Origin of the sequence: Bradyrhizobium sp. BRP56 (assembly GCF_020194035.1) — a bacterium.
Classification (GTDB): domain Bacteria; phylum Pseudomonadota; class Alphaproteobacteria; order Rhizobiales; family Xanthobacteraceae; genus Bradyrhizobium; species Bradyrhizobium australafricanum.
The window spans coordinates 77,711-98,213 of record NZ_JADYVV010000007.1 but is presented as its reverse complement, the minus strand read 5'-3'; the positions used below and the strand labels follow the sequence as shown (position 1 = coordinate 98,213).

Genomic DNA, 20,503 nt, shown 5'->3' with positions numbered 1-20,503 from the left:
ATTAAGAAGCTATAGCTTATCAGAATTGCTATATTCTTCAAGGACTTACCCGGGATCAGCGGCTCCTTAGGAGAGACGTTAGCATAACAAGCGTTGATCATCGAACAAATACGGAACAGAATGCGATATGCCTGAGGAAACGTACCAACCAGCCAAAATCGCAGCCCCGGCGGCGACGGGCGGGGCTGGGCCTCAGTTCGAGGCCAAGGTTGGGGCATTCTACGTTCTGCCGCTGCTGTCGGGGGGCGAGCCGCGCGGCCTCCCCGGGGCAACCGTCCGCAGCGTCGCCTTTCAGCAACGGGTTGCGGAACACCCGCTCGACGATGTGGTGGTCAAAGCGGTCAATCGGGACGGCTCCCCGGCGACGCTGGAGATCCAGGCCAAACGCAGCCTGACCTTCACCGCGTCCGACACGGAGTTTCGCGACGTCGTTGGACAAATCTGGGAGGCGGCGCAGAAGCCGGACTTCGCGATTAGCCGGTACGAACTCGCCGCGGCAATCGCGCGAACGACAACGCGTATCGAGCAAGCCTGCCAGGAAGTCTTGCACTGGGCCCTCCAATTGCCGGACGGCGCGACCTTCGCCACGCATATCAACCGGCCGACCTTCGCATCTGACGCAATGCGCAGTTTCGTCGACGTCTTTCGCGCCAACCTCGCACTGGCCGGCGCGCCGATAGACGACGAGACGGTCTGGCGCCTGCTTCGTCGCTTTCAGATTTTGGTTTTTGATTTTGAATCAACCGGCTCGGACTATGACCATCGGGCCCGCGAGCAATTGCGGTGGATACTCGCCCCCGACGAGGCTGATCGTGCCAACGACCTTTGGCCGGTTCTCATCGATCTTGTTGGCGCAAGCGCTCGCGCGGCCGGAGCGATGGATCGGGCTACAGTAGTCACGACGCTCGAGCAGCAGCATGGTGTTCGCTTCACGGCGCATCCTTATGTGCGTCCAGTCTATGAGCGTCTGTCGGAAGCTACCGAGCAGGCCCTCGATGAAATCGACGAAACCGTTGGTGGTGTCCGCCTTGCGCGGAACAGACTGATCGCTGAAGCGTACAATGTCCTCGAACGGAATTCGGCGGTACTGATTCAGGGTCGACCCGGCGTCGGTAAATCCGCGGTCATGAAGCATCTTGCGGCGCGTTTGCAAACGGAAGCCTGCGTCCTGGCTCTGCGCCGCGGCAGGATTATTTCCGGCGGCTGGCCGGTGATGGCTCACACGATCGGCTGGGGCGGCTCTCAAGCGGAGTTGTTCAATGAGCTCGGAGCGGGTGGCGGAGCGACACTGTTCGTCGACAACATCGATCAGATCGACGATCAAGGCGAATGGGCCACCGTTACCGATCTGCTGTCCCAAGCGACCCGCAGTCAGGGCTGGCGCATCGTCGCAACCTGCGGCGTCGAAAGTGATGACTGGAAAACGAAACTTCCCGCGCGCGTAAGAGCGGCCGGCATCGGCAGTCTGGTGGTGGCGGCCCTGTCGGTTGAGGAAAAGGCCGAGCTGTCGTCGCAGAACACGGCGCTAGCTCTGATCTTGGCCGATGGCCATCCGGCAAAGGGAATTGCTGAAAACCTCTTCTATCTGTCGCGCCTGGTCGAGCTCGGCGTCGGACAGGACGCCGGCATTGCAACCGAACTTGATCTCGCGCGCCTGTGGTGGCGCTATGGCGGCGGCCGATCCGAGGACGACCGGCGATTTGCGCGCCTGAAGCTGCTGCGCGCGATCGGTGCGCAAGCGATCTCGAACCCGTCGCAGGCGACGTTCAATGTCGACAATCTCGAGTCCGCGACCGTGGTTGAACTGTTGCGTCTCGAAAGCCTGCGTGAGGAAATCCGGGGCGCAAGCGTAACTTTCCGCCACGATGTGCTACGCGACTGGACGATCGGATTTCAGCTCTACGAGGATGCCAACCTATTGGCGGCGCAGCCAATGGAACAGCCACTGCCGGCTGTTTTGGCGCGCGGCTTGGAGATCGCGGCACGATTGGCGTTGGCCGATGATGCTACGGGGCAACGCTGGTTGGCATTGCTTGCGATTGCCGAACGCGAAGGCTGCCATGGGAGCTGGAAGCGGCCCATATTGCTGGCACTTCCGCGCTCGGAAGATTCCCTGACATTGTTTGTTGCACTGACACCCGTCTTGTTGGAATCGGGCGGGCGCCGTCTGCGCGAAATCATTCGACTCATGATTGCGGTCGAGTCTGAACCTCTCGCGGCCTTGATCGCACGGGTAAGGCCGGACATCGCTCTACCGGTGGCGGGCGGTGGCGACTTCATCGCGCCGAAAGGTCCCAGTTGGGTTCCACTCGTCATCTGGCTCACGATATCCGCAAAGTCTTTACCGACCGAACTCATCCCAGAGGTCGTCAAGGTATTTCAGGCGTGGCTAATGACCACGCACGGTCACAATCATCCGCTCAACACGCAGATTGTCGGGATTCTTTTCGATTGGCTTGCGCTCGTCGAATCGCACGTGACGCATCGCGTCTACAGAGATATCAGCGAGGTTCCGCCGAGCCTCAATATTGATCATCTGGACGACGTGCGTAGCGACATCCGGATGATCGTGTTCACTTTCGCAAATCTCAATCCAGCAGCGGCTGCACAATACCTGAGCGCCATCGATTCAGAATCGATCCGCCATCACGACCAGCAAACTGTTCTTAAATCGCCCGGAACGCTACCTGAGGGCGCTCCTGGGCCATTTGCAAATTTCGCGTTGGCGTCGCTGATCGAGAAGGACGATCCAGACCGATATTATTCGCGACGTCGCGACTACGGTCCGTTCCAGATTCACGAGCATGTCTTTCTAGATACGTCACCCGACGGCGGTCCGTTGCTCACGGTTCTGAACGCTTCTCGCGAGGACGGATTACGGCTTGTTCGCGGGCTCGTCGAGCACGCGACGCAATGGCGCCGCGAGCAATACCAAGAACAACGAAGGCCATTTCCACAAATCAATGTTCCATTTCCGGGCAACGCGAAGAGATTCGAGGGCGATCTCACCGTCTATCGTTGGGCACGGAACTCGGGTCCCTCGCTGATCGCAACAACGGCATTGAGAGCACTGGAAGCCTGGGGTCACCTCCAGATCGCGGCTGGACGCCCGTTCATCGAAATTCTTGATGACATCCTTGGTCCCGATGGCTCAAGCGTTGCGTTCCTCAGTGTCGCGGTTGACCTCGCTCTCTCGCATTGGCGGGCGGCCGCTGATGCAGCTTGGCCCCTGGCGGCCAATCCTCGACTGCTTCAATTGGACGAAGATCGCTTCCAGCATGACGTTTCTGGCGTCAATCATCTCCCTCGTAGGAGAAGTCAGCAGATTCAGGCTGCCATTCGCGTGGATCTCGATGCGCAACCGTCTCGATGGACGCGCTTGGCCGACATGATTGGGCGTTACGTGTTCCGCAAAGACGCTACTTGTCTCAGGCTTCTCCGGGCGGCTCTCGAACAGTCGCGTGACGATCTCAATGACCTGGCCGAAGACCATCCAAATCGGATTGAAGAACTTCACCTAACGGTCGCACGTGCCCTTCGCATGACGGAAGCTGAAAACTGGGAGACCGTGACGAGGACCTCGCAGGACGGCACACCAATCGAGGCCTATCAGTTTACCGATCCCCCCGAAGAGCAACGGGAAAGAGAAGATCAGGCGGCACGCGCAAACGCCAACCTTCAGCGCATGAATATTCGCCGTCGGATTCAGACGGCTCTCCTTGAACCCGACCAATCGACGCCCGCTTTGTTACAAGAAGCACTTGAGTGGGCAAAAGCGCAGCCATTGGAAGCTGGGCCGATGCCTGATGAAGAGGGTGAGAACTCAGGTGAAGAGAACAAAAGCTACGACGCCGAATGGAACCGGCGAGCGGTCGTGATGACTGCGGCGCTTGTCGCGCGCGACTACGAAGCCGCGGATCGCAATGATGCTTTAGCTTGGGGAACACCAATCCTACTGGCAGCATCAAAGCAAAAAATCAGGGAATATCAGGGCGATCAGATCGAATACAACACGACGGCGATTGCAACGCTCGGAATCGTGTCTCTTTTTCTCAAAGGCGATCCTTCCATAGCGCAGAGCATGATCTTGCGGGCAGCGGCATACGAACATCCCGCCGCGCAGGAGGCGCTCGGCCGGAACCTGCTACGCCTTGGCGAGGTCGACGAACGGCTTCCCCGATCGATTGCCCGCATCGTCATGGTTGCCGCCGTCCATCCGCGCCGAGTCCTGGGCCTTGAACAGCAGAAGGAAAACGAACGCCTTTACCGCGAAACGATCGATGCTGCCATTGATATCGAACAGCGTTGGCTCGACGGCGAAGGTGCTGAGCCTTCATGGCCCGAATTGGCGTCGTGGCCATCGGCACCGCGTCGAGGCATACGCCTAGGCAAGCATGGACATATCGAAGACGACGAAGATGACGATGAGCCGCCGAGCCACTATGTCGATGAGCACGCAATTGGTCGGCTTATTCAACATCTCATCCGCTTCACGGTCAGCGATGTGCCGATCTGGGTCAAAGGGTTGGCTGGTCATCTCATGGCGTGGACCGACGAAGCCAATGGCCCGCATGGAGAAGGTGTGCGCGAGCGCGACAATCGCCCGCATAACTGGAATATCGACTTCTTTGACTTCGCCGGCGTGTTGAGTGTTGCCCTCCCGCATTCGGAGGTGACCGACTTGTTTTTGAGTCGTATCGTGAAATTCAACGATGAAGCGTTTCACGATGCGATGGCGTCATTCCTTCGCGGGTATGACCGAGCCACGGTGGCAACGGACACGAAGGTTCCAGAAAATCCGGTCGCAGTTCGCGTGCTCCTTGCGGATCGCATCAAGCGCACTTGGAACTATCGGCGCCTGGGACGTGACAAGGAATTTACCAGCGAAACCCATGCTGGCGACGCTCTGAATGCGATGTTCTACCAGCCGTCGCGCTGGGCCAACACCGGACGTCCCACAATCCCAGAAAATTGGTCGGGCTTGCGGACAAGTATCGCCACACTCACCGATCTCGTGGTCGGAGCGCCAACCTCAGGCTATCTGGCCAGCTTGTTTTTGAACTTGGTCGAATCTTCGCATGACAAGGCACTCATTCCTTTCGTCGTTCAGGCCATGGCTTCCTGGTGTTCGGCTTACGGCGTCGACCGGAATTTCTGGGCAGAGAAGAACATTGGCAGCCGCGTTTGCACCTGGTTCGACGCTGTTCTTACCAATGACGCCACGGCGCTTGCTGCCTTTACTGACCGGGCAGACGAACTTTTCAGGTGCCTCGATATCCTCGTTCAGTCGAGCGTACCGCAAGCACGCATTCTCGAAGAGAAGATCGCTAACTCTGAAGACGGCCGCAAAAGCTGCTAGCTAGCTGGGTTGCCGCATGGCGAAACCGATCTCTACGAATTGTCAAAACACGCCTCGGCGGCGATTCCGCCAGATCTTCCAAGCGGATTGCATGAAACCCGTGCCCCGTTTGACCCGTCGTTGGACGCGCCTCCAGACTGGATGGGACCGCCAAGTAGATTTTCGACTGGGGGCCATCGGTGGCAGCCATCCTGTGACGGGCCCGACATGCACATCAATTCCGTAGGCGTATTGCTGCTGCTTGTACGGTGGTCCGCGATACAGGATCGCGACTGAGGTATCCGCGAGCCTGCGATAGATTCCGTTGTCTGTCGCGCAGCTATACAGCAGTGCCACGCCGAACTGTTGGCCATCAGCCTTTGCCACTACCGTTACGAACAGGGCGCGCTCATCCGGTTCGCCGACTTCGACGCTCCAACCGGCTTCACGCAATGGCCGAACCAAATCTTTGATGCAATCCTCTGAAAGGAGGGCCTTTCGCAAGAGCACGCCGTCATCCGTCGGCATCTCCGGCACAAGACGTCCGTGTTTCTGGTAACGCCGCTCCTCAATCAGCTTGAGGCTCATCTGCGCGTTGGCCTGCAGCAAGGCTTGCTGCCAGAGCAACTTGCTGTCCTCATTCATGTCGGGGAAGAACAGCGACACGACGTGGGTCTCGTCGTACCATGACTCAATCAAGGCCAACGTCGCCAGCGACACGATCAGCCGGCTGAAGTTGCCCGATTCCTGCCAGTCTGAATGAGTTCCGTGCGCGAACATGTGCCTATTGAGCCACGTTACGCCGTCATACTCGCCCGTCTTTTGAAAGAACGATTTTTGTAGCCAGCGTCGGAACGTCTCAAACGCGAAGATGCGCTCATCCTGACCAAGCAGGTAATCCTTGGTCAGATAGTCCGGAGGCACCCACATTCGTTCATAGTGAAGTCGTGCTGCGTTTTCGATGCAACGATCGATAACGCGATCGATCTTGACGCCTATGGGAAGCTCGCTTTCCGAGCCGGACACGATCCGCGTCAAACCTCCTTCGATGGCTGGAATGAGCGCGGAAATACTCGCGGCGCGGTAGCCGCTGTAGAAGGCCAGGTACGCCTCACGCGCCAAGGCACACACTTCTCGCAGGCTTCGTGCACCAGGCAACATCTGCGCAATACAGACGGCTTGGAACGACAAAGTGTACAAAGTCGATGTATGATAATTGAAGAGCTGGATGGCTTGCTCTCTCGTCCGGAGTTTTGCGTCGCCGAGAATCTTCTCCGTCTTGTCCCTTGGAATCCAGAAGGGAGAGAACCACTCCATTTTCTCCCACAACGTGGCCTTTGCTTCGGCTGCTTGCCGCCGGGCTTCCCAGTTCGGATCGCCTGTTAGCTGGACCTTCGGGAAACACGCCTTGACGTCGCCGACGGCAAGCACGACGGCGGGAGTCCTTGCGAAAATCCCGATCTCGCGCTCCTCCACGCTTGTCACGTCGAGGCCGCGTTCCGTGGCCCACAATTGAATCAGCTCAGGCGTCAACGCGCCAAGCGACGACACGTTGCATGCGCGGTGCCAGAGCGCTTGGAAGTGACGATCGAAATCTAACATCGTGAGAGCCTATCCCGGCTTAGATCATTGCTCTCAAGCCGGTTAATTATGAAACCTGCGGAATCAGCCTATAAAGCCATCCCGGCACGGTAAAGGCCACTACGAAGCCTTCTTCGCCTGAGCCATCGTACTGGCCACCATCCGCTCGCAGTATTCGTAGAGCAGGTCATCACGGCTTAAAGCACGAAGTGCCTCGACGTCAGGCGAGCCCGCGAGGATGTTGAGCATTTGCTCATGCGCGATCTGACTATGGCTCTCCACAAACCATTCGAACAATTCGAACGGATCATCTTCGGTTTTCGGGTCGCACTTCCATTAGTTCGACATGTTGGTGTCGAGGAGCGCCAGAAGTGAGCGCACCACTACTAGTCGCCGACGTCCGATCGTTGTCGTGACGATACGCCCAGCTCCTATCAACTCGTAAAGCTTCGTGCGTCCCAAGCCGGTCACTTCGCATGCATCGTCAATCGTGCAGGTGAGCCGCTGGGCGAATGGCATCGTGCTCGGCTCTGCGGCTTTCGGAGCGGATAGACTGACGTGTGACTGTTGTCCGCCAGTTTTCTCTCGTCGATTGTATCTCACGTGGCTCTCCTATTCGCACAAAGCTCGACAGGACAAGAGTTGATTGTGCGACGAGCAACGTCAATGCGAGCATCCGAGGGCGCTCGCGTACGACAGCGCACGTCAGCGGCGGTTTGAATATTTCCGGACACCAAGGGCGACGGAGAAATTCTTCGCGAATGCGCCAGCCACAGTGAGGCATCGCGCCGAAGCAATTTGGCAAATGTCGGCAGCAAATTCCGCAAGCGTTCGCCGCTGTTCACCAGCGTGTTATTCAACCATTATTCAACGAACGCGGCTGATGGCTAGCTAAGTGCTTGAGTTTGCTGGCGCTCCCTAGGGGAATCGAACCCCTGTTTCAGCCTTGAGAGGGCCGCGTCCTAACCGCTAGACGAAGGGAGCGTTGAGAGGCAAGGCAATAGCCTTGAAATCCGGCGGCCGCAAGATGCCTTGTGCATTGCGGCGGGGATTTTGTCACGCATGCTTTACGAACGCCCCCGGGGGCATCCGGCGCCATAGCGCTGGATTCCGGGTTCATCGCCGCGCGATGCCCTCTGCAATCGCGCACCCGGGAAGACGGGGCCGGGCGAGATGCCGCGCGTGCCTGTGCCCGGGCGCATCGCACCTGCACGCTACAGTGGCACCGCCCTCGCGATTGCATGATGGCCACCCTGAGATGTCATGTCGTCGTCGTGCACGGCCCTGCTTTCGCCAAATGGCAATGCAAAACACTTGGCTGTGAAGTCACCCGGCGTCCGTCTCTGCTAACATCGCAGCCCTTCACCATGCTGCGCCCCGCACGGCGCCGGACAAGCGAGAGGAGTGCTTGGAACAAAGCGCAAGCGCTTGACGGCCTTGGCGCACGGCAGATTTGGCTCACGAATATCTTGGCACAACAAACATCAGCGCGGTCGCAGGCCATGGAAGACGTTCCGCACCTCGCGCCGCACAGGTCAATAGCTTAAGCAGAGCGAGGACAGACCATGATCAAACTAAAAATCAACGGCCAGGAACAGAATTGGGACGGCGACCCGGATCTTTCGCTGCTCTGGTATCTCCGTGACGAAGCAGGCCTCACGGGTACCAAGTTCGGCTGCGGCCAGGCGCTGTGCGGCGCCTGCACCGTGATCGTCGACAAGGAGGCGGTCCGCGCCTGCATCACCTCGGTCTCCGACGTCGTCGGCCGCGAGGTCACCACCATCGAGGGGCTGCATCCGACCGGCGACCATCCGGTGCAGAAGGCTTGGCGCCAGGTCAACGTGCCGCAGTGCGGCTACTGCCAGGCCGGCCAGATCATGCAGGCCGCGGCGCTGCTGGACCAGAACCCGAAGCCCAGCCACGACCAGATCCGCGAAGCCATGGCGGGCAATATCTGCCGCTGCGGCTGCTACCAGCGGATCGAGAATGCCGTCCATCTCGCATCGACGGGGGTGTGACATGAATATCCGCACCAATCCCAGCAAGCTTCGCGGCTTCGAGAAGCACGTGAAGGTCGAGAACGTTTCGCGCCGCAGCATCCTCAAGGGGCTCGGCATCGCCGGCTCTTTCGTGCTCGCCGCGCCCGTGATGACGCGCCAGGCGTTCGCCTATGAAACCGGCGCCGGCAAGATGCCGCACGGCGTCGTGGTCGATCCGCGCGTGTTCGTCGCGATCACCCCCGACGGCATCGTCACCATCCTGGCGCACCGCTCCGAGATGGGCACCGGCGTGCGCACCAGCCTGCCCTTGATCGTCGCCGAGGAGATGGAGGCCGACTGGTCGCGCGTCCATGTCCAGCAGGCGCATGGCGACGAGGTCAAGTTCGGCAACCAGGACACCGACGGCTCGCGCAGCACGCGGCACTATCTGATCCCGATGCGCCAGATCGGCGCCTCGGCGCGCTCGATGCTGGAAGCCGCCGCCGCCAAGAAATGGGGCGTCCCGGTCACCGAGGTGAAGGCGCAGAACCACGAGGTGGTGCACAGCGCGAGCGGCCGCAAGGCAGGCTTCGGCGAACTCGCGGCCGACGCCGCGAAGGAGTCGGTGCCGAGCGTCGAGGGCCTCAAGCTGAAGGACCCCAAGGACTTCCGCTATCTCGGCAAGGGCCAGGTCTCGATCGTCGACCTGCACGACATCACCACCGGCAAGGCGCATTACGGCGCCGATGTCCGCCTACCCGGCCTGAAATACGCCGTCATCGCGCGTCCGCCGGTCACCGGCGGCAAGCTCAAGTCGTTCGACGACAGCGCGGCCAAGAAGGTGCCGGGCGTCGAGAAGGTGATGGAGGTCAAGGGCTGGCCCTGGCCGTCCAAGTTCCAGCCGCTCGGCGGCGTCGCCGTGATCGCGCGCAACACCGGCGCCGCAATCAAGGGCCGCGACGCGCTGAAGATCGTCTGGGACGACGGCGCCAACGCCAAATACGACTCCGTCACCTATCGTGCCTCGCTGGAAGAGGCCGCGCGCAAGCCCGGCCTCGTGGTGCGCAAGGAAGGCGACGCCGATGCGGCCCTGAAGAGCGCCGACAAGGTGATCACCGGCGAATATTATCTCCCGCATCTCGCCCATGTCAGCATGGAGCCGCCGGTCGCGGTTGCCGACGTCAAGGGCGACAAGGCCACGATCTGGGCGCCGGTGCAGAGCCCCGGCGGCACCCGCGAGGATGTCGCCAAGACGCTCGGGATTCCCGAGGACAATGTCACCGTCAACGTGACGCTGCTCGGCGGCGGCTTCGGCCGCAAGTCGAAATGCGACTTCGCGCTCGAGGCGGCATTGCTGTCGAAGGAGCTCGGCGCGCCGGTCAAGGTGCAGTGGACGCGTGAGGACGACGTGCATCACGACTTCCTGCACACGGTCTCGGTGGAACGGATCGAGGCCGGCCTCGACAAGAGCGGCAAGGTGATTGCGTGGCGGCACCGCAGCGTGGCACCGACCATCGCCTCGACCTTCGCCGCCGGCGCCAATCACGAGGCGCCGTTCGAGCTCGGCATGGGCCTGATCGACAACCCGTTCGAGATCGCCAACCTGCAATGCGAGAATCCGGAAGCCGCCGCGTTCACGCGGATCGGCTGGTTCCGCTCGGTCTCCAACATCCCGCGCGCCTTCGCGGTGCAATCCATGGTCGGGGAAATCGCGCATGCGACGGGCCGCGACCAGAAGGAGATGCTGCTGGAGCTGATCGGAAGCCCGCGGATCGTCAACCTGTCCTCGGTGAAGGATCCCTGGAACTACGGCGAGCCCTATGACAGCTACCCGATCGACACCGCGCGGTTACGCAAGGTGGTCGAGCTGGTCGCCGAAAAGGGCGAGTGGGGTCGCAAGGTGCCGAAGGGCCACGGCCTCGGCATCGCGGTGCATCGCTCGTTCGTCAGCTACATCGCGACCATCGTCGAGGTGGCGGTCGACGACAAGGGCAAGTTCTCGGTGCCGCGGGTCGACACCGCGATCGATTGCGGCACTTACGTCAATCCGGAGCGGATCCACTCGCAGATCGAAGGCGCTGCGATCATGGGGCTCAGTCTCGCCAAATACGGCGAGATCAGCTTCAAGGACGGCAAGGTGCAGCAGGGCAATTTCGACGACTTCCCGGTGATCCGGATGGACGAGTCGCCTGTGATCACCAACGTCTACATCGTGCCGCCCGGCGCCGACACGCCGCCGAGCGGCGTCGGCGAGCCCGGCGTGCCGCCGTTCGCGCCGGCCTTGATCAACGCGATCTTTGCCGCGACCGGAAAGCGCATCCGCGCCCTTCCGATCGGCAAGCAGCTGGAGACGTGAGGCTGGAACGTCAGGCAGGATAGGTCGTTCTCATCGATCCATTGGAGCAGATCGATGAGAACCCCACCTCAAACATTCGGGACGCTCGCGGCAACCCTGTCCGCGGGCGTCTTGCTTTTTGCGACACAGACGGCGCTTGCCCAGACCGCCTCGCCGCCAAGCGCGACGGCGACCCGTCCGGCGCGGGTGCTGCCCGACCAGAGCTCGGTTCCGAGCAGCGGCCCGCCAGCGACCACCGGCCAGACCACCGGCGAAGCCAGCCGCGACCCCACGATCAAGCAGATGAACGATGACGAGAAGCGGAAGGTCGATACCAAGGGCAAATAAAGCAAGCGCGGACCGGGAAGCGGCGGTCTCCCCATCCGCCGCTTCCCGATCGCATCGCCCCCTATCGGTGAGAAGCGTTTTCGAGCGAAACCAACACCGTTACGCTTGAAGAAAACGCGTCATAACAAGCCGGCGCTTCGGTCCTCATTCAATCAGGACCGAAGCTCAGATCGTGCCTTACTTCTTGTCGAGCGCGAACACCCAGATCACGCCGCCTTGCGGGACGTTGTTCTCGAAGCCCTTGACCTTGCCGGCCAGAGCATCCTGGATGCGTTGCGCGTCGACGCCCCAGCCCGACTGGACCGCGATGTATTGCGTTCCGTCGACCTCATAGGACATCGGCATCGCCATGATGCCGGAGTTGGTCTTCTGCTCCCACAACAGCTCGCCGGTCTTGGCGTTGAAGATGCGGAACATCCGGTCGTTGGTGCCGCCGGCGAGAACCAGGTCGCCCGCGGTCGCCGTCACCGAGCCGAACAGCTGTGAGGTCTTGAAGTCGTGCTGCCAGACCTTCTTGCCGGTGGCCGGATCCCACGCCTGCAACTCGCCGAAATGATCGGCGTTCGGTGCCGGCGTCAGCCCGATGTCCTCCGGCTTGGTGCCGAGCCAGAGCTGGCCGGGTACCAACGGCTGCTTCTCGCCTGTGAAGCCGCCGCAGAAGTTCTCGTTGGCGGGAACGTAGACGAGCTTGGTGCTCTGGCTGTACGCCGCCGACGGCCAATCCTTGCCGCCCCACAGCGACGGGCAGAACTCGACCCGCTTGCCGATCACCGGCTTGTGCTCGGGATCGACGATCGGCCGGCCGGTCTCGGCCTCGATGCCCTTCCAGACGTTGGTCTTCACGAACGGCCAGCCGGACACGTAGTTGATCTTGTCGGGCTTGTTCTCGAGCACCCAGAAGATGGCGTCGCGTCCCGGGTGGATCAGGCTCTTGAACGACCGTCCGTCACGCTGCAGGTCGACCAGCATCGGCGCATCGACCTCGTCCCAGTCCCAGGAATCGTTCTGGTGATACTGGAAGTGCTTCTTGATCTTGCCCGTCTCGGGATCGAGACCGATCACCGAGCTGGTGTAGAGGTTGTCGCCGGCGTGAGCCGAGCCCGGCCACGGCGCAGCGTTGCCGACGCCCCAGAGGATCGTCTTGTTGTCCTTGTCGTAGGTGCCGGTCATCCAGGCCGATCCACCGCCCGACTTCCAGTCGTCGCCGCTCCAGGTCTCGTGCCCGGGCTCGCCTTCGCCGGGGATGGTGAAGGTGCGCCAGAGCTCCTTGCCGCTCTCGGCATCGTAGGCGACGACATAGCCGCGCACGCCGAACTCGCCGCCGGAGCCGCCGACGATCACCTTGCCGTCGACCACCAGCGGCATCAGCGTCAGGTATTGACCTTTCTTGTAGTCCTGGACCTTGGTGTCCCAGACCACCTTGCCGGTCTTGGCATCGAGCGCGACGACGTGGTCGTCGGTGGTGGCGAAGTAGACCTTGTCCTGCCACAGGCCGACGCCACGGCTGGTCGGATGCAGCTGGAACAGATCGTCGGGAAGCTGCCGCTTGTAGCGCCAATACTCCTCGCCGGTCTTGGCGTTGAGCGCGATCACCTGGCCCATCGGGGTCGCGGCGAACATCACGCCGTTGTTGACGATCGGCGGCGCCTCATGGCCCTCGATGACCCCGGTCGAGAAAGTCCAGACCGGCTTGAGGCCCTTGACGTTGGAGGTGTTGATCTGGTTGAGCGGACTATACCCCTGCCCGTCATAGGTCCGGCGATACAGCATCCAGTTGCCGGGTTCGGGATTTTCGAGCCGCGCCGAGGTCACCGAACTGTAGTTTTCGATCGGCCCCGCGACGGCATAGGTCGAAATGAGGCACGTGAATGCGACACAACTCGACAGTAACCACTGCTTGCTTGTCATGAGATGCTACCTCCCTGCTCTGTTTTGATTTTTTCAGTTTAGGTCATGCAGAAATCCCGATGTGGCCTCATCCTCCCTGCTGAGCACCCACCTTTCCGACGAATGGCGCTGCGACCGTGATCGCGCCGTCGGCAACCGTCAGCGGCAATGCCGCGAGGCGACGTGGCGCCGGCCCGAACACGACCTGCGCATTCTGCCGCGGATCGTATTCGGAGTTGTGACAGAGGCATTTCAGGACGTTCTTGTCGCCCTGCTCTTCCTTCAACCAGGCAGTGATCGGACATCCGGCATGCGTGCAGATGACCGAGTAGCAGACGATGCCGTCAGGGGCGCGGGCGCGCGTGGCATCGTCGAGTTCGCTCGGATCGAGCTTGACCAGCACGACCTCGTTCAGCCGCGAGCCCTTGCGAACGACCGAGGTGTTCGGGTCCTGCGGCCAGGCGCGAATGGGCGGGCCGCCCAAGGTCAGATCTTCCGACTTGATGACCTGGCCCGCCTTGTCGCCCTCGGCGCGCACGAGCCGATCGGCTTTTTGCGGCCGCTCGTTGGCGCCGGGCTGTTCGTCATCATCGGCGGCCGCGGGCTCGATTGCGGCGAGACAGGCGCAGCCTGCGAGCGCTGTCAACACCGCGCGGCGCGTCGGGTCGGCGCACGAGCCCGACAGATCGGACTCACCAGACTGTTCGATGGAAGCGCTCGGGTTGGATCGCGACATGGCGCAAGCTGAACGTGCAACTCGGCCGAAAAGATGGCGGCACACCTTCTCGATGCGCGAACGCATGCGCAAAAAATACGCTGCAGCTTTCGGTTGATCGACTGCCGGGCTTCGCGATTGCTGCGATCAGGGTTCGTTGACGAAGCTCAGCCTGCCGACAGGTTTCAGCGTCTTTGCATCAAATGTGCGAATCTCTGTTGCACCGCCCACGTCAAGCGTGAGGACCAATCGTTCGCCGGCGACGCCAGTGGCGACGATGCGCGCGCCTTTCGGCAGCGCAGCAGTGACGTCGGAAACGGAAACGGGGCTTCCCTCGCTGCGATAAAGGCGGTAGCCGATGGCAATCAATACGACGGCCACGGCCAATGCCGAGGTCAGGCCCGCGATCAGCATCATGCGCCGCACCCGCGCGATCAGCGCGGCCTGGTCGGGGGTCGGTTCGGTCACAGCGGTGTCGGTCATCACAAGGCTCTATCTTTGCAAGTGTCTTCGCAACAAGTCTCTTCGAATGGCGGTCGGAAGCTGGAGGTCGTCGTCGCCGGCGACGAGGGCTCGGCCCGGCTTGACCGCGTGCTCGCGCAGCGCAGTCCCGAGTTGTCGCGGTCCCGGCTGAAGGCGCTGATCCTCGCCGGTTCCGTGACCGTCAAGGACGCCGTCGTCCGCGACCCCGCTTATCATGTCGCCAAGGGCGATACGATCATAATCGACGTGCCGGAGGCCGCGCCCGCCGAGCCGCAGGGCGAGGACATCGCGCTCGATATCGTGTTCGAGGACGACGACATCATCGTCATCGACAAGCCGAGGGGCCTCGTCGTGCATCCCGCTGCCGGCCACGCCACGGGGACGCTGGTCAACGCGCTGATCGCGCATTGCGGCTCGAGCCTGTCGGGCATCGGCGGGGTCAAGCGGCCGGGCATCGTGCACCGCCTCGACAAGGACACCACGGGGCTGATGGTGGTCGCCAAGAACGACCAGGCCCATCAGTCGCTGACCGCGCAGTTCGCCGACCATGGCCGCACCGGCCCGATGGAGCGCGGCTACATGGCGTTCGTCTGGGGCGTGCCGAACCGGCCCCACGGCACGATCGACGCGCCGATCGACCGCCACCCGCATGCCCGCGAGAAGATGGCGGTGCGCCAGGGCGGCCGCGAGGCGATCACGCATTTCGAAGTGCTCTCGAGCTTCGCCGGCCGCGACGGCAAGCCGGTCGCCTCGCTGCTGGCGTGCCGGCTCGAGACCGGGCGGACCCATCAGATCCGGGTGCACCTCGCCCATCTCGGCCATCCCCTGCTCGGCGACAGCGTTTACGGCGCCCACTTCAAGACCAAGGCCGGGCAACTCGGCGCGGAAGGTAAGGACACACTCACCGCCCTCGGCCGGCAGGCCCTGCACGCCTATCTGCTGGCATTAGAGCACCCCCGGACCGGAGAACTTTTGCACTGGGAGGCGCCTTTGCCGGAGGATTTGCTTCTTCTGCAACGGGCGCTGGAAGCGGCGGTATGACGCACCCCTTCCGGAAAAGCCGCGTTATGACAACAGGTTATACCTGCCACACGGGGACGTGACGTCAGCAATCCTTCCCTATCACGGACAGTTTGGTGTATGTTGCACCTGCGCTGAATATCCAGCGCGGAACATCGCAGCATGGCCGGCTTTAACCCAGCGGCCACCTGCCGGGCCCGCCGCTATCGGGGGCCTGAACCACTGGAGGGCGCTCAAATGGCCCGTACAGCTACGTTGCCGGTCCTCAATGGAGAATCCGGCCTCTCTCGATACCTCGCCGAGATCCGCAAGTTCCCGATGCTGGAACCCCAGCAGGAGTACATGCTCGCCAAGCGTTGGCGCGAGCATGACGATCGCGACGCGGCGCATAAGCTCGTCACCAGCCATCTCAGGCTCGTGGCCAAGATCGCCATGGGCTATCGCGGCTACGGCTTGCCGATTTCCGAGGTCGTCTCGGAAGGCAATGTCGGCCTGATGCAGGCGGTGAAGCGATTCGAGCCCGAGAAGGGCTTCCGTCTCGCCACTTACGCCATGTGGTGGATCAAGGCGTCAATACAAGAGTACATTCTGCGTTCCTGGTCGCTCGTGAAGATGGGCACCACCGCGAACCAGAAGAAGCTCTTCTTCAACCTGCGCAAGGCGAAGAGCAAGATCTCCGCCCTGGAAGAGGGTGATCTCCACCCCGACCAGGTCAAGCTGATTGCCAAGCGCCTCGGCGTGACCGATCAGGACGTGATCGACATGAACCGCCGCCTCGGCGGCGACGCGTCGCTCAACGCCCCGATCCGCGACGACGGCGAAGCCGGCGAATGGCAGGACTGGCTGGTCGACAACTCGCCCAACGCCGAAGCCCTGATGGCCGAGAGCGAGGAGTTCGATCATCGCCGCCAGGCCCTCAATGGCGCGATCGGCGTGCTCAACCCGCGCGAACGCCGCATCTTCGAGGCGCGGCGTCTGGCGGATGAGCCGATGACGCTGGAAGACCTCGCCGCCGAGTTCGGCGTGTCGCGCGAGCGCGTGCGGCAGATCGAGGTCCGCGCGTTCGAGAAGGTGCAGTCGGCCGTCAAGGGCACGATCGCCCGGCAGGAAGCCGCTCTCGAAGCCGCGCACTGATCGCGCAGCAGCGAGCCAACAGACACGAAAGCCGGCGGCAACGCCGGCTTTTTTGTTGTTTGCAAAGTGGTGCTCGGCACGCACCTCGATCCGGGGCGTGTAGCCATCAATCCGCCCGCCGACGAATGTCCGCATCAGCCTCGGGTGCGCCGATGTCGCCGCCCATGATGGCGAGAATGCTGGGCCAAGTGTTCGGGGTCGTGCTCATCCTCGATCTCCATGGCGTTGAATTGCGTTCCTGCATGTCGCTGTTCAAAAGCGAGTCATGTTCGCGGCCGGCGGGTTCGGCGATTTCACAAGGCTTGCCTTGTATTCCTCGACCGTCTTCAGCGCCGGGCCGATCACCCATTCGTACATCTCTCCGATGTTGTGTTCCTCGTGGGGGTCCGCTTCGATATTGAACACCTTGGGATAGCCGTTCATCGGCGCTGCGCTGGCACCGACTCCTCCCAATAGGGTCGCGCCGCCGGGGCCGCTACGGCCCGGCGCCACATCGACAAAATAGATGCGGAACTGCTTCCAGCGCACCGCAACGAGAGACGGGCCGACGAAGGTTAGGAGATGTTCGCGACGCCCGTTGTCGTTCCCGCCAAGCAGCAGGTCGGTCTGGTCGATGCCGTCGATCGGGCGATCATCCGGGACCTTGCCGCCGGTTATCCGCGCGAAGGTCGGGAAGAAATCCATGATCGAAAACATGGCGTTGGACGATCGAGGCCTTACTCGCTCCGGCCAGCGAATGATGGCGGCAGTGCGGATCGATCCTTCACTTATGTCCCCCAACGCTCCGCGCCACGGCCCGGACGAGCCCATGTCCGGCATGTCGCCGCCGAATGGGCGCGAGACGGGACCGTCAGGGCCATTGTCGGAGGCGAACACCGCGATGGTGTCGCGCGCGAGGCCGAGCTGATCGAGTGCATCGAGCATTCTGCCGACGATGGCATCGCCTTCCATCAGGGAATCACCGAACTGGCCGACGCGGGATTGGCCCTCGAACCGCTTTGACGGCAGGTTGGGAAAGTGCGTCCGCGATATCGGCAGATAGAGGAAGAACGGTTTGCCGACGGCCTTCTGGCGCCGCATGAAATCGACGCCGCGCTCCATCAGCTCCCAGTCGATCTCGCGCCGCACGTCCGCCGTATAGGGTTTCACCGCCTTGAGCGCCTCCCCACGCGCGGCCTCCACGATCTGTGGCCCCTTATCGATCGGGATATCGAGCGTCTTGGTTTGCCGAGCCTGCTCGATCATGAGGAAGGCATCCCAGGTGTCGCCAGGTGGGATGCCGTAGAATTCGTCGAAACCCTTGTTCTGCGGCTGGCTGTAAGGCTGGGCACCGAGATGCCATTTGCCAAAGATCGCCGTGGCGTAGCCTGCCTCGCGCAGCATTCCGGCCATGGTGATTTCTGTTGCCGGCAGCGAGATTGGAGTCCCCTCGACGGCAACCAGCGACAGACCGGAGCGAATGGAATAGCGTCCGGTCATCAAGGCGGCGCGCGACGGGGTACAGGACGGCTCGACCAGAAACTGCGTCAGCCGCAAGCCTTCGGCGGCAAGCCGGTCGATGCGCGGCGTCGGCGCCCCGCGCAGTTCGCCGCCGCCGTAAGCTCCGATGTCGCCATAGCCGATGTTGTCGGCGAGAATGAAGAGAATGTTCGGCTTTTGCTGTTGTGCTGACGCGGGAGCGACCATCATGGCAACGAACGATGCCACCATGCCGAAACAGATGTGCCTGCGCCGATTCATGCTCGATCTCCGGCGGTCGCCGTCATAGAGAGCTTCGGCCCAATCTTCGTTGCGAGCCTCATCTTGCGCTTCTCGTGGAGTTTCTGGATGCCCGGGGACAGGCGGCCGGCGCTTTCGGGCCGGCCGCTTGTGTTGTTCACAATCGCGACCTGATGTTTGCCATTAGTCGCTTCGGCCGGCCGTCTTCATGTCCTTCACTCGCTGCATGACCTGTTCCAGGTTGTAGCTGGCCGGGTCCTGCAGCGGCGGGAATTTGATGAAGGTCTCCAGGTGCCTCAGCCACAGCTGCTGGCCGATCGGCAGCATGTTCCAATCATAGACGTAGGCAGTAGACGGAGAAGCAATAGCCCCGGCCATGCCGAACAACGTCTTCAGCTGTGTACCAACGGAGGTTTCGAAAGGATCGCGCTTGATGTTGACGACCTGGGTCCAGGAGTAGGGCTGCACACCGGCAATGAAGCCAGCTGGTGAGTCCGACACCATCGCGAAGTACATCTTCCAGTTCTTGTAGCGGACCGCCGATGGCTCCTTGCCGGAGTAATACAGGAAGTGGTCACGGGCCGACTTGTCGGACTTGCCGCTCAGATAGTCGATCTGATTAACACCGTCGAGGGTGGTCTTGACCATATTAGGATAGCCGGCCTCGACCTGTTGCTTCAGTGCGTCGCCCTTGGGCCCGCCGGCGATCTCGACGAGGGTCGGGAGCCAGTCGAGGGCGGAAAACATTTCGTTCTTGACCGTGCCGGGCTTGATGACGCCCGGCCAGCGAATCACCATCGGAGCGCGCATGCCGCCCTCCCAGGTGCTCAGCTTGCCGCCCTTGAACGGCGTGACGCCGCCGTCCGGGAAGGTGATGGTCTCGGCGCCGTTATCGGTGGTGAAGACGACGATCGTGTTGTCGAGTTGGCCCAAGTCTTCGAGCTTCTTCAGTACCACGCCGATGTTGTCATCCATCTGCTTCATGCCGGCTTCGTTGACGCCCCAATCCTTGCCGCCAGGCTCGCCCACCATGGTCAGATACTTGTCCGGCAGCACGGTCGTGATGTGCATTCGCGCCGGGTTATACCAGACGAAGAACGGCTTGTTGGTCTTCTTCGGGTCGTTGCGATCGAGGAAGTCAACGACCTTGGCCGAGATTTCTTCGTCCACGGTCTTGGATCGCTCGAGAGTCAGCGGGCCCTCATCCTTGCAGGTCATGTTCTTTGCGGTGCCGTCCGAGGACTTGCAGGCGAGCATCGGACGCGGCGGCGTCAGGCAAACCGTGGTCCTGGGATCTACAGCGCCGGGGACCTCAGCCACGCCGGGGATCGGCGTGTTCTTGCATGGCGGCGCAAGGGTCTGCTGGGTCGCGGTTTTGTTGATGTCGGGGAAGCTCACCCCTTGCATGGCGTCGAGGTGATAGAGATAGCCCCAGTATTCCTGGAAGCCTTGCGCTGCCGGCAGCGACTCGGTGTGGTCGCCGAGATGGTTCTTGCCGAACTCGCCGGTGGTGTAGCCGAGATCGAGCAGGAACTTGGCAAGCGTCGGCGTCCCCGCCCGCAGATAGGATGGGCTACCGGGAATTTCCGGCAAGACCATGCCGACGCGAACCGGCTGCATGCCGGTTAAGAAGGCCGTGCGCCCGGCCGTGCAGCTCTGCTCGGCGTAATAGTGCGTGAACATCGCGCCTTCGTTGCCGATGCGATCGATATTCGGCGTCTCCCCGACCATCAATCCGCGGTGGTAGATGCTCGGCTGCATCCAGCCGATGTCGTCACCCATGATGAAGAGAATGTTTGGTTTTTGCTGGTTTTGCGCCAAGGCCGGTGTACTGACCGGCCCGGACAACGCCATCAGCATCGTCGTGCTGAGCAGCGAGGCGCAGGTCCCCTTGAGCCAGCCTGATGTCTTGCGGGGCGGCGTTCCAGTAGGGGGCGACGGCTCGTCGGGCAACGTAGAACTCA

Annotated in this window: 13 protein-coding genes and 1 tRNA gene; 6 read left to right on the top strand and 8 right to left on the bottom strand. The window is 61.8% G+C overall.

Annotation, left to right across the window (positions count from 1 at the left end):
* Nucleotides 1–127 precede the first annotated feature (127 nt).
* Complete coding sequence (locus I6F38_RS07455) at nucleotides 128–5,359, top strand: hypothetical protein (protein ID WP_225159744.1); 5,232 nt, start codon at nucleotides 128–130, stop codon at nucleotides 5,357–5,359.
* Between the two features lie 42 nt (nucleotides 5,360–5,401).
* Here the strand turns inward: I6F38_RS07455 and I6F38_RS07450 are convergent, their stop codons facing one another.
* From I6F38_RS07450 to I6F38_RS07435, 3 genes are all read right to left on the bottom strand, one after another.
* On the bottom strand, nucleotides 5,402–6,940 hold the full coding sequence (locus tag I6F38_RS07450; protein WP_225159742.1) for a hypothetical protein: 1,539 nt from the start codon (nucleotides 6,938–6,940) through the stop codon (nucleotides 5,402–5,404).
* Nucleotides 6,941–7,039: 99 nt separating this feature from the next.
* The gene (locus I6F38_RS07445; RefSeq protein WP_225159740.1) at nucleotides 7,040–7,216 is read right to left on the bottom strand and encodes a hypothetical protein; all 177 of its coding nucleotides are present in this window, start codon (nucleotides 7,214–7,216) and stop codon (nucleotides 7,040–7,042) included.
* Between the two features lie 612 nt (nucleotides 7,217–7,828).
* Nucleotides 7,829–7,903 (bottom strand) — tRNA-Glu (locus I6F38_RS07435).
* 581 nt (nucleotides 7,904–8,484) lie between these two features.
* Between I6F38_RS07435 and I6F38_RS07430 the strand changes: the two genes are divergently transcribed.
* From I6F38_RS07430 to I6F38_RS07420, 3 genes are read left to right on the top strand one after another with little or no spacing between them, the layout of a single operon-like run.
* Complete coding sequence (locus tag I6F38_RS07430) at nucleotides 8,485–8,937, top strand: (2Fe-2S)-binding protein (protein WP_028333166.1); 453 nt, start codon at nucleotides 8,485–8,487, stop codon at nucleotides 8,935–8,937.
* A gap of 1 nt (nucleotide 8,938) precedes the next feature.
* Entirely contained in the window at nucleotides 8,939–11,254 is a 2,316-nt protein-coding gene (locus I6F38_RS07425; protein ID WP_225159738.1) for a molybdopterin cofactor-binding domain-containing protein, read from the top strand.
* A gap of 54 nt (nucleotides 11,255–11,308) precedes the next feature.
* Nucleotides 11,309–11,581, top strand: coding sequence for a hypothetical protein (locus I6F38_RS07420; RefSeq protein ID WP_225159735.1), 273 nt, complete (start codon nucleotides 11,309–11,311; stop codon nucleotides 11,579–11,581).
* A gap of 177 nt (nucleotides 11,582–11,758) precedes the next feature.
* Here I6F38_RS07420 and I6F38_RS07415 read toward each other — a convergent pair whose 3' ends face one another.
* The 3 genes from I6F38_RS07415 to I6F38_RS07405 all read right to left on the bottom strand — a co-directional run bounded on the left by I6F38_RS07415 (nucleotide 11,759) and on the right by I6F38_RS07405 (nucleotide 14,666).
* Nucleotides 11,759–13,489 carry a methanol/ethanol family PQQ-dependent dehydrogenase gene (locus I6F38_RS07415; RefSeq protein WP_225159733.1) on the bottom strand — a complete coding sequence of 577 codons (1,731 nt, stop codon included), beginning with the start codon at nucleotides 13,487–13,489 and terminating at the stop codon, nucleotides 11,759–11,761.
* 67 nt (nucleotides 13,490–13,556) lie between these two features.
* Complete coding sequence (locus I6F38_RS07410) at nucleotides 13,557–14,204, bottom strand: Rieske 2Fe-2S domain-containing protein (RefSeq protein WP_225159731.1); 648 nt, start codon at nucleotides 14,202–14,204, stop codon at nucleotides 13,557–13,559.
* Between the two features lie 126 nt (nucleotides 14,205–14,330).
* On the bottom strand, nucleotides 14,331–14,666 hold the full coding sequence (locus tag I6F38_RS07405; protein WP_028333161.1) for a hypothetical protein: 336 nt from the start codon (nucleotides 14,664–14,666) through the stop codon (nucleotides 14,331–14,333).
* 21 nt (nucleotides 14,667–14,687) lie between these two features.
* Here I6F38_RS07405 and I6F38_RS07400 point away from each other — a divergent pair, with 21 nt between their 5' ends.
* Both I6F38_RS07400 and rpoH read left to right on the top strand, forming a co-directional pair.
* Complete coding sequence (locus I6F38_RS07400) at nucleotides 14,688–15,707, top strand: RluA family pseudouridine synthase (RefSeq protein WP_225159728.1); 1,020 nt, start codon at nucleotides 14,688–14,690, stop codon at nucleotides 15,705–15,707.
* 216 nt (nucleotides 15,708–15,923) lie between these two features.
* A complete protein-coding gene (rpoH, locus tag I6F38_RS07395; RefSeq protein WP_024581019.1) occupies nucleotides 15,924–16,820 on the top strand; it encodes an RNA polymerase sigma factor RpoH in 897 nt (298 codons plus the stop codon).
* A 252-nt stretch (nucleotides 16,821–17,072) separates the two neighbouring features.
* Here the strand turns inward: rpoH and I6F38_RS07390 are convergent, their stop codons facing one another.
* Together I6F38_RS07390 and I6F38_RS07385 are read right to left on the bottom strand one after the other, a co-directional pair.
* Nucleotides 17,073–18,560: an arylsulfatase gene (locus I6F38_RS07390; RefSeq protein ID WP_225159726.1), complete on the bottom strand. Its 1,488-nt coding sequence runs from the start codon at nucleotides 18,558–18,560 to the stop codon at nucleotides 17,073–17,075.
* A 162-nt stretch (nucleotides 18,561–18,722) separates the two neighbouring features.
* Entirely contained in the window at nucleotides 18,723–20,393 is a 1,671-nt protein-coding gene (locus I6F38_RS07385) for an arylsulfatase (protein ID WP_225159800.1), read from the bottom strand.
* Nucleotides 20,394–20,503: the final 110 nt, after the last annotated feature.